The 21,469-nt window shown below is 40.0% G+C and carries 17 protein-coding genes; 1 reads left to right on the top strand and 16 read right to left on the bottom strand.

Annotated features, from left to right (window positions below):
- Position 1: 1 nt before the first annotated feature.
- From smc to OZX63_RS05795, 14 genes are all read right to left on the bottom strand, one after another.
- Entirely contained in the window at positions 2–3,565 is a 3,564-nt protein-coding gene (smc, locus tag OZX63_RS05730; protein WP_277142283.1) for a chromosome segregation protein SMC, read from the bottom strand.
- A gap of 10 nt (positions 3,566–3,575) precedes the next feature.
- Positions 3,576–4,262, bottom strand: coding sequence for a ribonuclease III (rnc, locus tag OZX63_RS05735; protein WP_277142285.1), 687 nt, complete (start codon positions 4,260–4,262; stop codon positions 3,576–3,578).
- Positions 4,263–4,418: 156 nt separating this feature from the next.
- On the bottom strand, positions 4,419–6,188 hold the full coding sequence (locus OZX63_RS05740; protein WP_277142287.1) for an oligopeptide ABC transporter substrate-binding protein: 1,770 nt from the start codon (positions 6,186–6,188) through the stop codon (positions 4,419–4,421).
- A 183-nt stretch (positions 6,189–6,371) separates the two neighbouring features.
- Positions 6,372–8,141 carry an oligopeptide ABC transporter substrate-binding protein gene (locus tag OZX63_RS05745; RefSeq protein WP_277142289.1) on the bottom strand — a complete coding sequence of 590 codons (1,770 nt, stop codon included), beginning with the start codon at positions 8,139–8,141 and terminating at the stop codon, positions 6,372–6,374.
- Between the two features lie 180 nt (positions 8,142–8,321).
- Entirely contained in the window at positions 8,322–10,094 is a 1,773-nt protein-coding gene (locus tag OZX63_RS05750) for an oligopeptide ABC transporter substrate-binding protein (RefSeq protein WP_277142291.1), read from the bottom strand.
- A 200-nt stretch (positions 10,095–10,294) separates the two neighbouring features.
- A complete protein-coding gene (locus tag OZX63_RS05755; protein WP_277142292.1) occupies positions 10,295–11,209 on the bottom strand; it encodes an ABC transporter permease in 915 nt (304 codons plus the stop codon).
- Positions 11,210–11,224: 15 nt separating this feature from the next.
- Positions 11,225–12,184, bottom strand: coding sequence for an oligopeptide ABC transporter permease (opp4B, locus tag OZX63_RS05760; RefSeq protein WP_277142294.1), 960 nt, complete (start codon positions 12,182–12,184; stop codon positions 11,225–11,227).
- 2 nt (positions 12,185–12,186) lie between these two features.
- Positions 12,187–13,152: an ATP-binding cassette domain-containing protein gene (locus OZX63_RS05765; protein ID WP_277133604.1), complete on the bottom strand. Its 966-nt coding sequence runs from the start codon at positions 13,150–13,152 to the stop codon at positions 12,187–12,189.
- 3 nt (positions 13,153–13,155) lie between these two features.
- Positions 13,156–14,175, bottom strand: a complete 1,020-nt coding sequence (locus OZX63_RS05770) for an ABC transporter ATP-binding protein (protein WP_277142296.1) — start codon at positions 14,173–14,175, stop codon at positions 13,156–13,158.
- A 120-nt stretch (positions 14,176–14,295) separates the two neighbouring features.
- Positions 14,296–14,538 carry an acyl carrier protein gene (gene acpP / locus OZX63_RS05775; RefSeq protein ID WP_277142298.1) on the bottom strand — a complete coding sequence of 81 codons (243 nt, stop codon included), beginning with the start codon at positions 14,536–14,538 and terminating at the stop codon, positions 14,296–14,298.
- A 41-nt stretch (positions 14,539–14,579) separates the two neighbouring features.
- Complete coding sequence (plsX, locus tag OZX63_RS05780) at positions 14,580–15,578, bottom strand: phosphate acyltransferase PlsX (protein ID WP_277142300.1); 999 nt, start codon at positions 15,576–15,578, stop codon at positions 14,580–14,582.
- Between the two features lie 19 nt (positions 15,579–15,597).
- On the bottom strand, positions 15,598–17,634 hold the full coding sequence (gene recG / locus OZX63_RS05785) for an ATP-dependent DNA helicase RecG (RefSeq protein WP_277142302.1): 2,037 nt from the start codon (positions 17,632–17,634) through the stop codon (positions 15,598–15,600).
- Between the two features lie 3 nt (positions 17,635–17,637).
- A complete protein-coding gene (locus tag OZX63_RS05790; protein WP_277142305.1) occupies positions 17,638–19,296 on the bottom strand; it encodes a DAK2 domain-containing protein in 1,659 nt (552 codons plus the stop codon).
- Positions 19,297–19,317: 21 nt separating this feature from the next.
- The gene (locus tag OZX63_RS05795) at positions 19,318–19,680 is read right to left on the bottom strand and encodes an Asp23/Gls24 family envelope stress response protein (RefSeq protein ID WP_277133597.1); all 363 of its coding nucleotides are present in this window, start codon (positions 19,678–19,680) and stop codon (positions 19,318–19,320) included.
- Positions 19,681–19,844: 164 nt separating this feature from the next.
- On the opposite strand from OZX63_RS05795, the gene rpmB reads away from it, so the two are divergent.
- A complete protein-coding gene (rpmB, locus tag OZX63_RS05800) occupies positions 19,845–20,030 on the top strand; it encodes a 50S ribosomal protein L28 (protein ID WP_277133595.1) in 186 nt (61 codons plus the stop codon).
- Positions 20,031–20,126: 96 nt separating this feature from the next.
- Here rpmB and OZX63_RS05805 read toward each other — a convergent pair whose 3' ends face one another.
- On the bottom strand, positions 20,127–20,813 hold the full coding sequence (locus OZX63_RS05805; protein ID WP_277142306.1) for a thiamine diphosphokinase: 687 nt from the start codon (positions 20,811–20,813) through the stop codon (positions 20,127–20,129).
- Positions 20,810–21,460: a ribulose-phosphate 3-epimerase gene (gene rpe / locus OZX63_RS05810; protein ID WP_277142308.1), complete on the bottom strand. Its 651-nt coding sequence runs from the start codon at positions 21,458–21,460 to the stop codon at positions 20,810–20,812. The genes OZX63_RS05805 and rpe overlap by 4 nt, the downstream gene beginning before the upstream one ends.
- Positions 21,461–21,469 lie beyond the last annotated feature (9 nt).

Consider the following 21,469-nt stretch of genomic DNA (forward strand, 5'->3'; position numbering starts at 1 on the left):
CTTAGTTCACCTCATTTTTTAATTCTTTTAACGATACTGAAAAGACTTGCGAAACGCCAGACTCCTGCATAACAACGCCATATAATTGGTCCGCCCGTTCCATTGTACCGCGCCGGTGCGTAATCACAATAAATTGTGTATGCATGTCGTACTTTTCCAAAAATTGTGCAAATCGTGTCACGTTCGCATCGTCTAAGGCAGCTTCGACCTCGTCCAAAACGCAAAACGGCACCGGCTTAACCTTCAGCATCGCAAACAATAATGTAATGGCAGTCAATGCCCGTTCACCACCGGAAAGCAGACTTAAGCGCTGCAACTTTTTGCCAGGTGGCTGTGCAATAATTTCAACACCCGTCGTTAACAAATCATCGGGATCGGTTAAGACCAGCTTAGCATTGCCGCCGCCAAAGACAACTGGGAACAGTTCCTTAAAGCTCTTGGCAACTGCCGTAAAAGTCTTACTGAAACGGTTGCCAACCTCTTGGTCTAATTCAGTCATTGACTGGCGCAAATTATCTCGCGCCTTAAGTAAGTCGTTTTGCTGATTATTGAGAAAATCATAACGCGTTTTAACTTCTTCATATTCGTCAATCGACTTTAAGTTAACTGGACCAATATCCTCAAGTGTCATGCGGTGCAATTTGACTTCTTTTTGCAATTGCTCACGCGCTTGCGGCGTATTTTCACCCTCAGCATGAGCTAAGGCAGCCTCATAGGTCAATGAATAATCTTTATTCAAAGTCTCAAGTCGCTGGTCAATTTTACTGCTAAACTGGGCAATCTTAACCGAAAGGCCTTCTTGCTCACTTGCCGCATCCTTGCGCAAGTCATAATTGCGACTGGCAACTTGGTCTAATTGATTAATTTGCGCATCAAATTGCCCGAGCTGTGAACTCAACGTATTCAGCTCTTCTTGCAGTTTAGTCTTTTGCTGAACGCCAGCCTTATTTTCTTGGTGCAATTCTTGCTTTTTCTGTTGGTCAAGCTGACCATTATGCTCCAAATCAGCAAGTTTGGTTGTCAACGTCTCAACTTGCTTTTGCTGGTCAGCTAATTCTTGCTGATTTGTCTTTTGTTGACTAGCCAAATTTTCTAATTTGTTAGTATAAACCGCAATTTGCGGATCAAGTTCAGCTAGCTTATCTTGGACTTTTTGGTTTAACGTTGCAAAGTTCTTAATTCGTTCTTGAAGCTGGCTAATCTGCTCTTTTTGCTCGGCAATCTTTGTCACAAAATCGGCTTTTTGCTGTTCAGCCTGCTTAATCTTCGCTGTTAATGACGCAATTTGCTTGTCTCGCTCTTCTCTACGAGATTCAAACAATTGGTTAGCAGCTTTTAGGCGGTTTACTTCTTTTTCTTGGTTTTGATAAGAAAGGACAGCTTCGCCCAAATCGCGACTAACTTCCTGCAATTTTTGCTTAACAGCAGACAATTGCTGCTTTAATTCTTCGTCTTGCTTAACCAGCGCTGCTAAATCTGCCTGGTCAGCAGTTAAGCCTTCTTTTAACTGCGCGATTTTTTGTTTAAGCTGCGTTAATTCAGCTGCAGTTTGCAGTGGTGAATTGTTCTTTTGGTTGCGCACACCACCAGTCATTGAACCGCCGGGCGAGATAATGTCGCCGTCTAAGGTAACAATCCGATAACGGCCAATACGCCGCGAAATTTGTAAGGCATTATCAATCGTATCGACAATTACCGTACTGCCAAGCAGGTAGTTAATCGCTGGGCTAATATCTTCTCTACTTGAACTTTGCACCAAATCACTGGCAATCCCCTGATAACCAGCAAACGACTGCAAACTGCGAACGGTTGAAGCAGGAATTGAATACTGCCGTAAACCATCTAACGGTAAAAATGTAGCCCGTCCAGCATGACGCTGCTTTAATTGGTTAATCGCATCTCGAGCATCCGAGCGCGTCGCCGCCACCAAGTTTTGCACGCCGCCGCCAAGCGCGGTCGCCATTGCGGCTTCTAGTTCTGCCGGAAATGAAATCAATTCACCGATTGCCCCGATAATTCCGGGGTAGTCAGCCAGATTATTTAAAACATTGCGAACGCCATAATAGTAACCTTCATGACGCTTGCGAATATTTTCCAGTGCTTCATATCTTGCACTTACTTGATTCAGCCGGTGAGTATTTTCAGTAACCGTTTGTCGTAAACTATTTAATTTTGTTTGGACATCTTCCTGCTTAGACGTTAATGTAGCAGCCTGCTGTTGCTCTTTTGTCCGCTTTTCCTTAAGTGATGTACCTTCTGACTTTAACCTCTCCAGTTCTGCTTTTGACTTGGTTAATTCGGTTGTCACATCAGTATTTTGATAACTGCTGTCATCACGCGTTCTTTTTAATTCAGAATTGAGATAAACAATTTCATTATTATTGGAAGTTTGATCCTGTAACAACTGAATATAATCAGAGCGCAAATCATCTAATTTTTGATTTAAGTTAGCGGGATTTTCGTTTAATTCCGCAGTTAAATCCGAGCGTTGGTCTTGCAGTTTCTGCTGCTGATTAATTAAAGTCGTCTTTTGCTCAGCCAGATTTTTACCATCAGCTTGAAGCTGAACAACCTGAGCCTTTAAGTCGCTCAGTTCAGACTGATATTCCTTCTTAGTCGCTTCACTATATTGCTTGCTTTGCTCTGCAATCTGCAAATTGGCATTTAAATCCGACAGCTTTTTAGTTAATGCGAGTAAATCAGCCTGCACCTGCTCACGCTGATCACTTAACTGCTTGTATTCATTGCGCTTAGTTGTGACCGCACTCTGAGATTCCTTAACTTCGCGATCAAGCTTAGACAGCAGAACCTGATTCTCATCAGCCTTTTGTTGCACCTGGGCTTTTTGCTTATCCAAATCCGCAATTTCAAAGGCCAATAAAGTTTTTAACTTTTGATCAAGCCCCTGCTTTTGGAATTGGTACTCCTTGGCTAGTGAACTCTGTTCATGCAGCGGCTCAATCCGTTGCTCCAGCTCCTTGACCAAATCATTAATTCTGACTAAGTTGTCTGTCGTCTGTTCAAGTTGCAAGCTGGCAGCTTCCTTTTGCTTCTTAAAGTGAAGCACCCCAGCAGCTTCTTCAAACAGCACGCGCCGTGCTTCCGGACGTGAATTTAATATTTGGTCCACTCGTCCCTGAGAGATAATCGCTAAACTATCTTGCGAAATTCCAGAATCCAAAAAAAGTGCGCGAACATCGCGCTGTCTAACTGAATGCTTGTTAATCAAGTATTCATTATCACCTGAAAGCAAAATGCGCCGCGTTACCGTCACCTGATCGGCGTCAAAATGCAGCTCGCGCTTCTGATTATCAAAAACCATCGTCACTTCTGCGTGATTGGCACCCTTACGAAATTCACTTCCGGCAAAAATAACATCTTTCATATTGGAACCACGCAGCGACTTCGCCCGTGATTCACCCATTACCCAACGAATAGCTTCAGTAATATTACTTTTCCCACTACCATTAGGGCCGACAATGCCAGTAATCCCGGCATCAAATTCAATCTTGGTCTTTTCTGCAAAAGACTTAAAACCGTCAATTATTAGTTCTTTTAATGGCACAAGCGACCCCCTAGCTTCTCTTGGCTAAGGCAGCCCGTGCCGCGTCCTGCTCTGCAGCCTTCTTATTATGACCTGCACCTTGGGACACATCTTTGCCATTAACCCGCAATTGTACCGTAAAACGAGAAGGCAACTGCTCCTCTTTAATTACTTGATATTCAATCTTCACCGGGCCATCTTGCTGTAAAAATTCCTGCAGGTCGGTCTTATAATCCCGCGATGCATCAAACTTCCCAGCATCAATTAGCGGATAAACAGTTAAATGAAGAAAGTGTTCAACTGCATTCATGCCTTGATCAAGGAAAAGCGCACCATTGAAGGCCTCAAACACGTCTTCAAGCAGCGTCTTGCGTGAGCGTGCACCGGCTTTTTCTTCACCATGACCTAAATTAATTTCAGCTGGAAAGCCAAACTTCTTGGCAAATTCGGCGAAGCCTTCAGTATCAACAATGTTAGACCTCATTCGCGTTAATTCGCCCTCATTTAATTCGGTAAAATGACGGTACAAGTAATCAGAAATTGCCAATTCCAATACCGCATCCCCCAAGAACTCCAGCTTTTCATAATCGCGAACGCCATCTTGAGGGTGTTCATTAGCGTATGAAGAATGCGTGAATGCTTCTTCCAATAATTGGGGATTGTTAAATTTGATTTTGTATTTGTCATTTAATTGATTAACAAATTTCGTGCTTACCATCTTCTCAGCTCCTTTATCCTTTGATTATACCAGTTTTTACACGATAAAATGCAATTCCAGTGATAAGTTATCCTTAAAATACACAAAAAGCACAAGGTTCTTTTAACCATGTGCTTTTCGCTGTATTTATACTAAAAGGATTTTCAATTATGTTAGTTATTTGGCATAACCAATGTCAAACCAAATGTGGTGGTCATTGTTCATTTGAGATGGCTTGTTAGAGTAGCCTGTAATCTTCTTGTTAAGAGCATCAATCTTATATGCATTAACTGTTGGTACAACATAGGCTTGATCAACCATGTACTTTTGCCATTCGTGGAACTTCTGTACCCGGTACTTGTGGTTAAAGGCCTTTTGTGAGTCCATTTCTTGCAAGAGTTTATTGTTCTCTGGAGTAACAAATCTTGAGTAGTTAGACATCGTCCCTTCACTGTACATTTGTTGTTGTGAAGGCTCATCTGATAAGCTCCAACCAGCAATAAACATGTCAACACCTGGATCGTCATGTTGAACCTTGTCGTAGAATGAGTTGAACTCGGTCAATCTGCCGCCAACTAATTTTACATTCAAGCCGATCTTGTTCCATTGCTGAATAAAGTTTTGCGTAATTGGTTGTTGAGTTGCATTACCTGACATTGCCAAGAAGTGAATAGTTAATGGCTTGCCATTTGGCTGTACACGCCACTTACCCTTCTTTTTGTAGCCAGCTTTATCCAAAATTTGGTTAGCTTTCTTAATGTTATAAGTGTAACCTTTAATACTCTTGTCATAGTAGTCGCCAAACGGTGATGGAATCAAAGTTGGGATTTGGAAACTCAAGCCATTGGTATAGTGTTTATAAACTGTGTCAGTGTTCATTGCATATGCAATGGCTTGACGTAAAGCCTTATTACCCATCTTGGCTTTAGGATTCATGACATTCTTAGATTGCTTAGCATCCCACTTACCAACTTTGAAGGCCAAGTAATTGTATTGTAGCGGAATTTTAGCAACAAAGTTAACATCCTTGGTGTCTTTAACTTGCTTCCACTGACTGTTAATAACTTGAATAATGTCAAATTTATGACTCTTAATTGCTTGTGAAGCGGAGTTAGGACCAACAACTTGGTAAATAACCTTGTCTAGTTTTGGTTTACCACGCCAGTAATACTTGTTTGGTACCCAAGTTACTGATTGACCACGAACAATCTTTTGCACCTTATATGGTCCAAAGAAGATTGGGTTCTTTCTCAATTGATCGGAAGATTCCAACTTCTTAAACGGAATATTCTTTAAATAATGATATGGAGCTGCATCTTCCCAAATATAACCGTTACCTGTATATGCCATACCTGGCTTCAATTCAGTACAATGTAAGACAACTTTTCGACCATTTTCGCCATCTGGCATTTCAATACCAGAAATTGTCTTGGCCTTACCCTCATGATATTCCTTCATACCCTTAATAACATTAAATTGGTCGGAATATCTTTGCGAGTTCGTATCTTTATTAGCAATAATTTCGTAAGCAAATTCAACATCTTTTGCTGTAACTTGTTTGCCGTCAGACCATTTAACACCCTTCTTGATTGTAATCGTTGCCGTATTAGCTTTACGATCCAATCTCAAAGTTGCTGGTCCCTTATCATTAATCTTGTAGTTATCATCAACATAAAACAATGATTCCTGACCAGGAGAAGAAACGTCAGCACTTGGCTGGTCCATTTGTAATTCTTCATTAAAAACACCTGTAAAAGGTGTGTCAGTTTCTTCAGCAACTTTAATAGTTCCACCTTGCTTAACGGCCTTAGCTGGCGCTGCAATTGGAAACTTATTTGCTGTCTTAGCACCACTATTATCATTAGTGTTGCTCTTACCACAAGCTACTAATGTTAAAGCAGCTGCTGTAACCACTCCAATAGAGCTTAAAAATTTACCTTTTCTCATAATAAGCTACCCTTCCTATCATCATATAACAGCTTTTTTGAAACAAGTTAATAATTAAATATTATCATAAATTATTAAAAAATCAATATTTTTTATTAATTTTATTTTAATAAACTATACAAAGTTACTTCATGAATACAAAAAGCCTGAGATTTTACTCTCAGACTTTTAATCGTTAGTTAACTATTTTGTTAAACCAACTTGGTACCATAATTGGTGACCGTTAGTATTTTGTGAAGGTTTCAGTGAGTAGCCAGTAACTTTATCATTAATAGCATATACCTGATACTTGTTATCTTCAGGAATGATAAACGCTTGGTCGTTCATGTACTCTTGCCATTCGTGGAACTTTTGAACACGATACTTATGGTTGAATGACTTAGGCGAATCAATTTCTGCTAATAATTTATTGTTTTCTGGTGTAGCAAATCTTGCATAGTTCATTGGTGTATTATCACTATACATACCACTAGGTGATGGTTCACTAGCTAAGCCCCAGCCAGCTTCAAACATATCAACACCTGGATCATCGTTTTGCAATTTATCTTCAAAAGAGTTAAATTCCGTTAAACGACCGCCAACTAATTTAACATTTAAGCCAATCTTATGCCATTGTTGAATATAGTTTTGTTCTACAGACTCAGTAATACTTGACCCTGAACGAGCCATATAATGAATTACAAGCGGCTTACCATTTGGTTGAACACGCCACTTGCCCTTCTTCTTGTAACCTGCCTTATCCAAAATTTGGTTGGCTTTCTTAAGGTCATAAGTATAACCCTTGGCACTCTTGTCGTGGTAATCACCAAACTGTGCAGGAATTAAAGTAGGTACGCGGAAGCTAAGACCATGTGTGTAACGCTTATCAACTTGGTCAATATTCATTGCATAACCAATAGCTTGACGCAAAGCCTTATTATTCATCTTTGCCTTAGGGTTCATTACATTTTTACCCTTTTTGGCATCCCATTTACCAACCTTGAAACCAATATAATTATATTGCAGTGGAATTTGAGCGATAAAGTTTACACCCTTAGTGTCTTTAACTTGTTCCCATTGCGAATTGACAACTTCAGTTACATCAAATTTATGATCCTTAATCGCTTGAGAAGTTGAGTTAGGACTTACAACTTGAACGATTACCTTATCTAGTTTTGGTTTACCACGCCAGTAATACTTGTTTGGTACCCAAGTTACTGATTGACCACGAACTATCTTAGCTAACTTAAATGGACCAAAATATAGTGGCGCTTTTCTAATCTTATCAGAAGACATTAATTTACTAAATGGTACATCCTTTAAGTAATGATATGGTGCTACATATTCCCAGAAATAGCCGTTACCACTATTATACATACCTGGCTTCATTTCTTTGAAGTGAATGACAATTTGACGACCATTTTCACCGTCGGGCATTTCAATACCAGAAATTGTCTTAGCCTTACCATCGTGGTAATCTTTCATACCTTCAATATTTTCAAATTGACTACTGTAACGTTGAGAATTTGACTTTTTGTTAGCTAAGATTTCATAAGAATATTCCAAATCTTTAGCATTTACTTGTTTACCATCCGACCACTTAACACCTTTTTTGACGGTAATTGTAGCAGTCTTACCCTTAACATCTAATTTTAATGTTGCTGGACCCTTATCATTAATTTTAAAGTTATCGTCGGTATCAAACAGTTCTTCTTCACCTGGTTCAGATACTGCATTATCTACAGAAGTAGTAGACAATTCATCCGAGAAAATCCCGGTAAATGGAGTATCAGTTTCAAGAGCTACCTTAAGAGTACCTCCCTGTTTAGCAGTTTTCTTAGGAACTGCAGTCGGAAACTTGCTAGCTGTCTTAGCATTATTTGCGTTGTTATTACCGCTCTTACCACAAGCTACTAAAGTCAAAGCAGCTGCTGTAACTACTCCAACCGAGCTTAATATTTTGCTTTTCTTCATAATAAGCTACCCTTTCTTATTATCATTTAATCATTTTTTCGAAACAAGTTAATAAATAAATGTTACCATGATTAATTAAAAAATCAATGGTTTTACTAATATTAATTTAATTAAATATCCAAAATTATGCCATAAGAAAAAACTTGAGATTTTACTCTCAAGTTTTTAAAAAGCATTATTTTATTTGATAAAGCCAACTTGCCACCATAATTGGTGCCCATTAGTGTTTTGTGAAGGCTTCAATGAATAACCGGTAATCTTATCATTTACAGCATATACCTGATACTTATTATCTTCAGGAATAATAAATGCCTGATCGTTCATGTACTCTTGCCATTCGTGGAACTTTTGCACACGATATTTATGGTTGAATGACTTAGTTGAGTCAATTTCATCCATTAACTTATTATTTTCTGGTGTCGCAAAACGTGAATAATTCATCGGTGTTGTTTCACTGTACATAATATTAGGCGATGGCTCACTCGCTAAGCTCCAGCCAGCTTCAAACATGTCAACACTTGGATCATCGTGCTGTAATTTATCTTGGAATGAGTTAAATTCTGTCAGACGTCCACCAACCAATTTAACATTTAGGCCAATCTTGTGCCATTGTTGAATGTAATTTTGCTCAATTGGCTCTTGAGTAGAATCACCTTGACGAGCCATATAGTTAATCACTAACGGCTTACCATTTGGTTGAACACGCCACTTGCCCTTCTTCTTATATCCAGCCTTATCCAAAATTGCGTTGGCCTTCTTTAAGTTATATGAATAGCCCTTAGCATTCTTATCAAAGTAATCACCAAATTGTGCTGGAATTAGGGTTGGTACACGGAAACTCAAGCCCTCAGTGTAACGCTTATCAACAGCATCAACATTCATGGCATAACCAATTGCTTGCCGCAAAGCCTTATTACTCATTTTCGCCTTCGGGTTCATGACGTTCTTGCCTTTTTTGGCATCCCATTTACCAACTTTAAAGCCAATATAATTATATTGCAGCGGAATTTGAGCTACGAAGTTTACATTCTTGGTATCTTTAACTTGATCCCATTGAGTGTTAATTGCTTGAATGACATCAAATTTATGATCCTTAATTGATTGTGAAGTTGAATTAGAAGAAATAACTGAAATCACAATTTTATTTAACTTCGGTGTGCCACGCCAATAATACTTGTTTGGTACCCAAGTTGCTGATTCACCACGAACTAACTTGGCTAATTTAAATGGGCCAAAGTATAGTGGATGCTTTCTAATCTTGTCCGAAGACTGCAACTTATCAAACGGTACGTCTTTTAGGTAATGGTACGGTGCCACATATTCCCAGAAGTAGCCGTTACCACTATTGGTCATTCCTGGCTTCATTTGTTTGAAATGAATAATAATTTGGCGACCATTTTCACCGTCTGGCATTTCAATACCACTAATCGTCTTTGCCTGACCATTGTGATATTCCTTCATACCTTCAATGTTTTCTAATTGACTGCTGTATCGTTGTGCTGCGGTCTTTTTGTTAGCCAAGATTTCGTAAGAATATTCCATATCCTTAGCTGTTACCTGTTTACCGTCAGACCACTTAACGCCCTTTTTCACAGTGATTGTTGCAGTCTTAGCTTTAACATTTAATTTTAAAGTTGCAGGCCCTTTATCATTAATTTTGAAAGTATCATCGGTATCAAATAGCTCTTCTTCACCAGGTTGAGAAACTTCCGAGTCAACAGAAGTAGTAGATAGTTCATCTGAAAAGATACCAGTAAATGGTGTATCAGTTCTAACAGCAACCTTTAAAGTACCACCTTGTTTAGTAGCTTTACTTGGTACTGATGCAGAAAACTTATCAACCGAATTGGCGTTTTGATTACTACCGCCGTTGTTACTCTTACCACAAGCCACCAAGGTTAATGCAGCTGCCGTAACAACTCCAATTGAACTAAGTATTTTGGACTTTTTCATATAATAATTACTCCTATCCATTCTATTTATATTTAAGTGTAATTGGAATAAGTTAATACTTAAATTTTAGCATATACAGACAGCAATTCAAATAACTTTATTATAATTTAATTTTATTCTTATAGTTTACTCATTGATAGTTTTGCTTTTTTTAAGCAAGAAAAAAAGCCTTACTCTTTAAAGTAAAGCTTTTATCTAAACTAATTTTCACGTTGACGAGCATCCCCTGCACGTTGCAAGGCACGACCAACATAGTTAATACTCAAAGAAATCATCAGCAGTAAAACTGTTGCTGGCAACCATAGCCATGGCCGGTTAACAACGTTAACTGGATCGTTAGCAAACCCAATTAGCGTACCAAGCGATGGTGTCGTTGTTGGCAAACCATAACCAATAAACGATAGTGTTGTTTCGACACCGATGTTACCGGCAATTGTTAATACGACGTCAATAATAATCATTGAGGTAATGTTTGGTAAAACTTCTCTAAACATAATCTTGAAGTCGGAAGAACCCGAAGTCTTAGAAGCCAGGACGTAATCCCGTTCACGCTGCGACAGGATGAAGGCACGGAAGTAACGCGCCGTTGAAGTCCATGCAAAGATGGAAATAATCCAGACCAAGTTAGCTGCATTGTAGTTAGGAATAACAGTTACAAGAACGATCATAATTGGCCATCTTGGTAAAACCTGGATGAAGTCAACAATTCTCATAATGATTGAGTCAATATAGCCACCGTAATAGCCTGAAACTAGTCCAACCAATAAGCCGACAATTTCAACAACTGCAGTAACTGCCAGACCAATCATAATTGAATTACGTCCACCCATCATGAGCAGTTTCAAAATGTCACGACCACCGTCATCAGTACCAAAGATATGGCCATTTTGACCCCAACCATAGTAAGCATCGACAATATTAATTTCTGTAACTTGTGACTTATGCAGAAATAGTGAGCCACCAAAGGTAAACAGTAAAATCAGAACGATAATAATCGCAGCAGTAAAGGCTACTTTATCATGTCTAATTTCATGCATTGCAATCTTAAATCCAGATGCAGGAGCTGGGCGTGATGCTTTTTGGTCTTTTTGTAATTTTTCCTTATTTTTAGCCATTTTACTCTCGCCCCCCTACTTAATCCGAATTCTTGGGTCAACAATACTCATAATGATATCTGAGAGTAAGTTACCTAATAAAGTCAAAATACCAAAAATCAAAATTAATGCAGTCAACGTCGTGTAATCACGTTGAGAAATTGAATCAAGGAAGAGCTTACCCATTCCTGGGTAGCTGAAAACAGATTCAATAACCATTGAACCACTCAACAGACCAGTAATTACCGTTCCGAAGTTAGAAGCAATTGGCAATAATGAGTTCCGCAAAATATGCTTGTTGAAGACAACGTTTTCTGGAACACCCTTACTGTGTGCTGTTCGAACATAGTCTTCAACCTTGTTGTCAACAATACCCGTACGTAAATACTGAACAATACTAGTTGTTGTAACCAGAGCCATCAGAATTGCCGGAAGCAGCATATGGTAGAATTGACTGCCAATTACACCCCAGAAGCCTGACGCATTAGCTGAAACTGAACCTGAAATTGGGAACCAACCTAATGTGAAGCCGAATAGCCAAATAGCTAAAATATAAAAGACAAACGGTGGTACCGCATAAGTAACGTAGTTAAAGATTTCAACCGCTTGGTCTTGCCACTCATCTTGGTGACGACCAGCAGTAATTCCCATTGGAATTGAAATTGCATAAGTAATAATCGTTGATAATAATGACAACCAGAAGGTATTAACTGCACGGTCAGCAATTAAAGAAACAACTGGCACGTGTTGGATATAACTTGTACCCAAGTCACCCCGGAACAAGTTACCAACCCAACGACCATATTGAACTGGAATTGGATCATTTAAACCCGCTGCCTGCTTTAAAGCAGCTAACTGCTTAGGGTCAGTGTTTGGGTTGATTTGACCACTAAATGGGTCACCAGGCATCATTTTAGCCAAAACAAAGACTAAAAAGCTCAAGATAATAATTTGCGGAATCATAACCAAAAAACGTCTCAGAATTGTTTTCCACATTTTTAGTCACTCTCCTTTTCTTGATTTACTTGCTCTGGCGGCAAGGCAACAAAATGCTTGCCAGATACATGTTGTAATGGATAAACACGGCCGTCTTTATCGTACCAAGCACTCTGGTCATTTTGAAATTCTTGTTCAACCCGATTACGTTCCTTCTTGTGTTCCTCACGGTGTTCAACATCAACCTTAGGAATTGCGGAAAGTAGCCGCTTGGTATAAATATGAATTGGATTATTATAAATATCTTCACGAGTACCAATTTCAACTAAACGACCACGGTGCATGATTGCCAGGTTTTCAGACATGTGCTTAACAACACCCAAATCGTGTGAAATAAACAGGTATGCAATATTATATTGCTGCTGAATATGCTTCATGAAGTTTAAAACCTGAGCCTGAACCGACAAGTCCAAAGCACTGGTAGGTTCATCCGCTACAATCAGCCTTGGATTTGTCGCTACCGCACGGGCAACCCCAATTCTCTGTCTTTGACCACCGGAAAATTCATGCGGATATTTATAAATCGCATCACTAGGCATTCCAACAATATCGAGCAGTTCCTGCACACGGTCACGTTCTTGATCAGTAGTTAAGTTTTCGAAGTTACGGATTGGTTCTGCAATAATATCTTCAATTCTCTTACGTGGGTTCAAACTAGACATTGAATCCTGGAAAATCATCTGAACATCTTTATTGTAGTTTAATTGACGTCTGTTCTTAGCTTTAGTAATGTCAACGCCTTTATAAATAATCTGGCCACTAGTAACGGGTTCAACCCCAACAATTGCCTTACCAGTAGTTGATTTACCAGAACCAGATTCACCAATTAAGCCGTAGGTTTCACCCTCATTAATCGTAATGCTGATATCATCAACGGCACGCACATAATCAGTAATTCTGTTCCAAAAGCCACTCCGAATTGGATAGTGAACTTTTAGGTTTTTTACTTGAATAATTTCTTTAGCCATAAATTACTCCCCACTTACTGCAGCATCTTGATCTTGGAAGTGGAATGTCTTCCAGCATGTACATCTAACCCAGTGTCCTGGTTCAACTTCATGCATCGTTGGATTTTCTTCGTGGTCACTTTCAGGAATCCACGGAATTCTCGGTGCAAACCGATCACCTGTTCTAGGCATATTTTGCAATGACGGAACAGTCCCTTGGATAACGTGTAAATCTTCGCTTTCATCATCTGATTGCGGCATTGAGTTCAATAAAGAACGAGTGTATGGATGCAACGGATGACTAAAAATTGTTTTGACATCAGCCTTCTCAACAATCTGACCACCATACATAACGGCAACTTCATCAGCTGTTTCGGCAACAACGCCAAGGTCGTGCGTAATCAAAATAATTCCAGAGTGTGATTGCTTTTGAATATCTTCGAGCAAGTCCAGAATTTGCGCCTGAATCGTTACGTCAAGGGCAGTAGTCGGTTCATCGGCAATGATGATTTCCGGCTTACATGCAACTGCCATCGCAATCACAACCCGTTGACGCAAACCACCTGATAATTCATGTGGGTACATTGAGTACATTTCTTCAGGTTTAGGCATCCCTACTTGATTAAATAACTCAATAACGCGTTCGTGACGTGCCTTTTCGTTCATATCAGTATGGTAATACAAGGTTTCAGCTACCTGATCGCCAACTCTCATTAACGGATTAAGACTTGCCAATGGATCTTGGAAAATCATTCCAATCTTATTACCACGAATCTTGTTAAACAGAGCTTCGTTCAGACCCACCAAGTTCAATTCGTTATAGAGAATATCACCAGTTACTTTTGTGTTTTTATGGTCGTACAAGCCAATAATGCTTGCAGCAATTGTACTCTTACCACAACCAGACTCACCTACAACTGATAAAATTTCGTCACGCTTCAGAGTAATATTTATATCATCAGCAGCATCATAAAATTTCCCATGTAGACGGTATGCAGTATGCAAATGCTGGATATCTAGCAAGAGATCACTTTGTTTTTCCAAAGGTCATTTCCCCTCTCAATTTTTGCGAAAATTTATTAGAGATATTTAATAAATTTATTTAATTTCTAATTATATACATCAAGCTGGCTTCATGCAAATATCAAACTGAATTTTTAGAAATTAATTTTGGTGTGCAGCCACGTAATTAACGGCATCACCGACTGTTTTAATTTTTTCGGCGTCTTCATCAGAAATCTCGGCGCCGAATTCATCTTCAAGCTGCAAAATGAATTCAACTAAATCGATGGAATCAGCGTCCAAGTCACTGGTAAAGTTAGTATCTTTAGTGATTTTATCTTTATCTACTTCAAAATTTTCGGCTAAAATGCTGCTAATTTTTGAAAAAATTTGTTCTTCTGTCATTATTTATTTCTCCTTATTGTTCTTAATTATACCTTAATTAATTATTCAGCAGCGGAAAATTCTGCTTTAAATTCATCAATAATTTTTTCTTCCAGGACTTTATCAATCTGCTTAAGCGTGAAATAGATGGCTCTTTGACCAGAACGACCATGAGTCTTAACAACTGGCGCATTCACACCAAGTAAGACTGCACCACCATATTTTGCCGTATCAAATTTTGAAATTAATCCCTTCAGCGCATTTTTAATCAATAATGCCCCGACCTTTGCTTTCAGGCCATTATTTAAAAGGCTGTCTTTAAGCAAATGAATTAAAACGCTGGAAGTACCTTCGATATTTTTTAAGACGGCATTGCCGGTAAAACCATCGGTAGCAACCACGTCGGCATTGCCTTCAAGTAATTCATTACCCTCAATGTTACCAACAAAATTCAGCTTGCTATCAAAAAGCAGTTGGTATGCAGCCTGATGAACGTCATCACCCTTGTCGCTTTCGGCGCCATTATTTAAGAGAGCAACACGAGGATTATTAATTCCGCGCACCTTTTCAGCATAATAAGCGGCCATCTTGGCCCATGCCAAAATATATTCGGGCTTACTCTTGGCATTGGCACCAACGTCAATCATGTTGAAGCCATCGTCAGAATTTTTCACTGGCAGAGTGGGCATTAAGCCTGGCCGTGCAATACCTTTAATCCGGCCAATGATAAAAATCCCGCAAGATAATAGGGCCCCAGTGTTCCCCAGTGATAGCAAGGCATCAGCTTTGCCCTCTTTAACGTAGCGTGCAGCCACGACTAATGAAGAATCCTTTTTACTGCGAATTGCCTTTACTGGTTCATCCTCATCTTTGATGATTTCAGTTGTTGCAACAACTTCAACTCGGTCTTTATCAGAGCCGATCAATTTGTTAATCTTTTTTGCATCACCAAACAAAATAAATTTTGTTTGGGTGAGCTCTACCTTAGCCTGTAAAACGGCCTTAACGATTGCTTCGGGTGCGTTTTCGCCACCCATCGCATCTATTGCAATTGTTCTCATTTATTTACCACAATCTTTTCTATGTTCTCTCTTGTTGCAGCTGCTTATAGTCAAGCACCTGTTTTAAAGTCTGATGAGCAGAAGCGGTCAAATCCGGATCCTGCTCAACTAAGGCTTTGGCCACATTTTGCGCCACAACCAGAGTTTCATAATTATTAACGACATTGCCAACCTGAAATTCAGGCAAGCCCGATTGAGCCTTGCCAAACAGGTCGCCTTCGCCCCGCATTTTTAAATCTTCCTCAGCCAGTTTAAAACCATCTGTTGTTGAAGAAATAATCTGCATTCGAGCTTTTCCCGCGTCAGTTTTAGGGTCAGCCATGAAGACGCAGTAACTCTGCGTTTTTCCTCGGCCAATTCGCCCCCGCAGCTGGTGCAATTGACTAATGCCGAAGCGGTCAGCATTGTAAATAATCATCATATTGGCGTTAGCAACATCGACACCAACTTCAATTACGCTTGTTGCAACCAGAATGTTGATTTTGCCAGCCGCAAATTCAGTCATAATTTCATCTTTTTTAGCACCCGGCATCTGACCATGCAGCAGTACAACCTTTTGATTAGGAAAATCATGACTGAGCTTAGCATGCAGCTGCTCTGCGTTTTTCAAATCGACTGCCTCGGACTCAGTAATCAGCGGCGTAACCGCATAAATCTGGAAGCCCTGTTCAAGCTGCTGACGCATCAGCTGGTAAACCTCGTCCATTTGGCTGCTGGTTTTCCAAGCAGAAATAATTTGTTTTCGACCAGCTGGCAGGTGGCGAATTTCCGATACCGTTGTTTCGCCATAAACGGTTAAGGCTAACGTGCGCGGAATCGGTGTTGCCGTCATTGCCAAGATATCAGGGCTGGGCCCCTTGTTAATCAAGGCTTGCCGTTGGCTAACGCCAAAGCGGTGTTGCTCGTCAATAATTACCAAGCCTAATTTTTTGAAAATCACCTTAGATTGAATCAAGGCGTGTGTCCCAATCACAACGTTGATTGTGCCATCAGTTAATTCGCGGTAAATTTCTCGTCGCTCCAGCGTTTTAGTTGTTCCCGTCAATAAGGCAACTCGCACGCCAAGTGGTCTAAGCAGCTCGTCGATTTTTTTAAAATGCTGCGTTGCCAAAATTTCGGTCGGCACCATCAAGGCTGCCTGAAAGCCAGCAGTTACCGCGGCAAAAATCGCATAAACGGCAACGACTGTCTTACCCGAACCGACATCCCCTTGGAGCAGTCGTTGCATTTGCCTTGAAGAATGTAAATCCGCGAAAATTTCGTTAACCACTTGTTTTTGATCGGCCGACAGCTCAAACGGCAGTGACGCGGTTAACTTGGCAACTTCTGCCAAATCATATTTTTTCGGAATTCCCTGATGTTTGGCATTGCCATGAGCAAGCTGGGCTAATTCTGTCTGAAAAATGAAAAACTCGCGAAAGATTGCACTTCTTTTGGCTAATTCTGCCTCACGACCATTCTTGGGGTGGTGCATTTTAACGACAATTTCTTGCTCGGACAATAAGCGGTATTTTTGCCTGATTGCTTCAGGAACCACGTCTTCAATCAGCGGTAAATAATCAGTTAACGCCAAATTAATTAATTCAACCAATTTTTTCTGGCGCAAATGACGATTAACCGGATAAATTGGCGCCATTCCGCTGTCGTGCTCCTTAGCAGCGACAAACTTGAAGCCCGATAGACTTTGCCGCGCCACCGCATATTTGCCATAAACGGCTACTTCTTTGCCGATTTCGATCTTGTCCTTTAACCAAGGTTGATTAAAAAAATTGACCATGACAATATCATGGTCAATCCGCATTTTAAAACTAAGCCGGCTCTTTTTATAGCCAAAACGGCTAACAAAAGCTTCTGTAGCCACAATTCCTTTTAACATTACCTTCTGGCCATCCATGATCTGGTCAAGAGGCATTGTTTGCAGTTCATCATAGCGAAACGGAAAATAAAATAGTAAGTCATAGATACTATAAATGCCTAAACTGCCTAATGCAGCAGCTGTTTTAGTACCGACACCTTTTAAATCTGTTACCGGAGCAAATAATGCTTGTGTATTCATCTTTTATTCAACAGAAACCAAGAAGTTATAAACTGGTTGACCACCATCATGAACTTCAAATTCAAGATCATCGTGATTTGCCTGTAAGCCAGCTACTACTTGCTCAGCCTGCTTCTTATTGGAATCGCGACCAAACATGATTGTGATAATTTCTGAATCTTCATCCAGCATCTTTTCAATCATGTTAATCGTCGCTGTTACCAAATCAGGATTATCTACTTCAATGTCGCCATCGATAATCCCCAGATAGTCATTAGCATGGACTTCAACGTCATTAATTGTTGTATCGCGGTTAGCTTGCGTCACTTCACCAGAAACAACGGTATCAAGGTCTTCGGTCATGCTGTCAACATTTTCCTCAACTGATAAGTCAGGATCAAAGGAAAGCATTGCCGTTAAACCTTGTGAAATAGTCTTAGTAGGCACAATACCAACAGGAATATCGCTGACTTCAGCAGCCTGCTTAGCAGCCATTACGATGTTGCCGTTATTTGGCAATACGATTGCCTTTTGGGCACCGGACTTTTTAATAGCGTCAATTATATCTTGGGTCGATGGGTTCATCGTTTGACCACCAGAAATAATGCGGTTAACGCCTTCGCTTTCAAATAACTTGCGAATACCATTACCAGAAGCCACAGCGATTACTGCAAAATCAACGCTTTCTTGTTGTTCATCACTATCGTTAACAATCGTTTCGTGCTGAATCCGCATGTTATCAATCTTGATTTTGCCCAATTGACCAAACTGACTACCGTATAAGAAAACATCGCCTGGGTGTTCAGTATGAACGTGAACCTTAGCAACTTCATCATCGGAAACAGCTAATAACGAGTCTCCAAGTTCAGACAGATGATTTCTGAATTCTTCAAGATTGAATGGCTTTTTATCTGGAATATCAGCGGTCAAGTCAACCATGATCTCAGTACAGTAACCATTTTTAATATCTTGCGTTGACAATTGCGTCTGCACCGACTGGTGGTGCATGGCGTTAATCATTTCGTCCATTTCGCCTTCATCTGGTTGGTAGCGATCGGCGAAGTTCTCGCCCAAAATACCTTCTAAAAAGCCTTCATAGATAAAGAGTAATCCTTGACCACCAGAGTCAACAACGCCAACTTGCTTCAAAACTGGCAACAGATCAGGTGTCGTCTTCAAAGACTTCTTGGCACCATTAACGATTGCTTCCATGACTTCTTCTACATCATCAGTTTCGTTAGCCTTATTTGCACCTTCTTGAGCAGCCACACGCGCAACCGTCAAGATTGTTCCTTCAACGGGCTTCATTACGGCCTTATAAGCCGTTGCAACACCGTTTGAAAATGCATTGGCAAGCTCCTGGGCATTTAAAGTTTTCATGCCCTGAGTGGCCTTATAAATGCCCCTAAAGAGCTGTGAGGAAATAACGCCGCTATTGCCGCGAGCCCCCATGAGCATTCCTTTTGCCAAGCTTTCAGTTAGATCGCCCACACTCGTACTGGTATTTTGAGCAACGGCCTTTGCACCACTTTCAATAGTTAAATTCATGTTAGTACCAGTATCACCATCAGGAACTGGGAACACGTTAAGTGAGTTAACAAACTCAGCATTGCGCCCCATTCGGTGAGTAGCCACTCGTACCATATCTCTAAATTTGTTACTATCTATTTCCTTTAAAACCAATATTCTAAACCTCCGATTGAGTTACTCGTCAAGTACCTTAACACTTTGAACGATCACGTTAACAGCTCTTGTGTCAATTCCAAGTTGATTCTTCAAACTGAATTTAACGCTGTCTTGTACATTACGACTAACTTCAGAAATCTTCAAGCCGTAGCCGACAATAATATAAACATCAACCGTAATTTCATTATCTTCTGACTTAACAACAACGCCACGCTTATAATTTGCCCGGTTCAAAATGACGTCAACACCATCACGAATCGCGTTCTTTGACGCCATACCAACAACGCCATAATTAGACGTAGCCGCATTACCAACAACAGTTGCGATCACTCCGTTTGAAATATCAATCAAACCGTTTTTTGTCTTGATTTTAACAGCCATGTTTATCCTCCGTCTCATTGCTTCTTTTGTATGATTCTATTTTATCATAGTAAACCAAGATAAATACAAAATCCATTCACAAAAAATACTTTTGCAGTTGCATTACGCTAAAAGTTATGCTATCTTAAATAAGTATGAAAACACAAGTAAAGGAGGTTTAGCAAATGGCAAAAGATTATATTACAGGTAAAAAGACCACTTTTGGTAACACACGTTCTCACTCATTGAATTCAGCTCGTCGTGCTTGGAAGCCAAACCTTCAAAAAGTTCGTATTCTTGTTGATGGTAAACCAAAGCGTGTATGGGTTTCAACCAAGACTTTGAAGTCTGGTAAAGTTACTCGTGCCTAATATACATAAAAGACTGCTAGATTAATTTCCAGCAGTTTTTTATTACGCTAAATTAAAAGCCAATTCTTAGAAATTCTAGGAATTGGCTTTTTTTAATTAAATATTTTGATAGCGATCAATATCTTTAGCTTGAATAACAGCGACAGTCCCCTTTGTAAATGACAAATTAAATGAATTTGCCTGCGGCAAAAATTCGTTAGAACTAAACGCCACCGGATAAGAACCATCAAAATCTGATAAATTATATTTGGCATTAGTAATATTTAGCTGCTTGACTGCTGTGAGCGGGACAACGCCAAAATAAGTGTAACCCATTTGCCGCGGCACAACATGATTGCCGGAATTATAAAAATTAATGAGATTTTGCCGGTCCAATATTTCGACTTGCTCAGCAAATTGATTAACCGCTGGATTCAGTAGCATTAGCAAATTTACCAAAAAATGATCAATACGCCCACCAGTAGCGCCCAGCAGCGTTAATTTTTCAACATGATAATCGTTAAAAACATCCCTAATCATCAACTCGGTATCAGTGAAATCTTTTTCTGGGACCGAATAACGCACATCTGGAACATCACACGCAATTTTAGTTAATTCTTTTCGCTTTAAGGAGTCAAAATCACCAACTGCCAGATCAGGTGTGAAACCTAATTGCTCAAGTAGAATGCTGCCGCGGTCAACACCAATTAATAGATCGCCGCGAGCCTGTGCGGTTAATAATTTTTGCTTAATTTCCTGCGGCCACTCGGCTTCCGGGCCGCCTAATAACGCAATTGCCTTCATCGCAATATCTCCGTTAGTTCTGCTACCTGTTTGGCAATTTGCCCCTTGCCAAACAAGTATGACCCAGCAACAAAAATACTTGCTCCAGCAGACTGAGCAATCTGGGCGGTTTCAGCATCAATACCGCCATCAACCTCAATTGGCAGCCTGCCTTGCAGCAATTCATTGGCTCGATTAATTTTATCAATCATCTCAGGAATAAACTTTTGCCCACCAAAACCTGGATAAACGGTCATTAATAAAATTTGATCAAGCTTAGCTACAAATTTAGGTAAGACCGTTACTGGCGTATCTGGGCTAAGCACTAAGCCAGCTTTGACATGGTGCTGATTTAAATAAGTTAGCCACTTATCCAATTCTGCTTCAGACATTGCCTCATAATGCAGCTCAATTAAATCGGCGCCAGCACTAACAAATGCTGGCACAAAAATATCTGGCTTGTCGCTCATTAAATGGATTTCTGCCGTAACGTCAGGGAATGCCCGCTTAAAATCACTAACCAATTGGGGGCCAAAAGATAAATTGGGCACAAAGTGACCATCCATAATATCAATATGAACCCGGCTAATTCCCGCTGCAACAGCTGCTGCAATGTCACTTTTGAGGTTTAAATTATTCGCATTTAAAATCGAAGGTGCAATTAACATCTTGTCTCC

Origin of the sequence: Lactobacillus sp. ESL0700 (genome assembly GCF_029392095.1) — a bacterium.
Taxonomy (GTDB): Bacteria; Bacillota; Bacilli; order Lactobacillales; family Lactobacillaceae; genus Lactobacillus.